This is a genomic window from Treponema endosymbiont of Eucomonympha sp., from assembly GCF_001028545.1.
The window spans coordinates 1-761 of sequence record NZ_BBPW01000321.1; the positions used below are offsets into that span (position 1 = coordinate 1).

The 761-nt window shown below is 45.6% G+C and carries 1 protein-coding gene; it reads left to right on the forward strand.

What is annotated here, in order from left to right; translation table 11 throughout:
- Positions 1-602: DUF7226 domain-containing protein (locus AWU74_RS11895; protein WP_438816364.1), on the forward strand; the 602-nt coding region annotated here is incomplete at its 5' end.
- Between the last annotated feature and the right edge of the window lie 159 nt (positions 603-761).

Sequence of the window (761 nt, forward strand, 5' to 3'; positions counted from 1 at the left end):
AATACCGGTTTGAAGACGTCAGCCAATATAATTCGCTGACGCTGGTCTCTTATCAGGCATATACATTTGCAAGCGAGCCAATATCGCTCGACGAAATTATTGAAATATGGAAGAGCATTAAAATATGCGCCGAATCGCCGGTACCATTCCCGCAGGCGGATTCCTTTGCCAGAGTAATTGACTTGCTGTCGATTCTCTTTGAGCGCGGGCTGACCCGCGAAGAAGTAAGCGTGAAATATGAATTTGATCCCCGGCAAACAAATTATTATATCTCGGCGTGCGATTATTTAGGTTTAATAAAGCGGATAAACGCTATAAATGGCGAAAGAGCATATCAATTGTCAGCAGAAGCAAGACATATACTGTCCCTGCGCTATAAACAAAAGAATTTGTCTTTGGTGAAAAAAATATTGGAACGCCCCGTTTTCCATAAAGTATTTGGATATATTGTCAAAAACAGCAGCGTTCCAAGCAAAGGCATTGTATGCGACATTATGAGTAAGTCGGCGCTGCCTATAAACGCAACCACTGTTGGCAGGCGTTCAAGCACCGTTCTCAGTTGGATTGACTGGATTTTACGGCTTACGCATGACGAATTGTAGCCTTGCGGCAGGCGAAAAGAGGAATCCCCGCGCCCGCACTCCGCGCAGCCGTGTCAGCACACGCGCCAAAACGCCTAACGCGTTCGTTCGCGCCGTATACAGTATGGGGCAGAACTATCAAATTACGGCACATAATTTGCAAATTGCAGCAAGGAAATA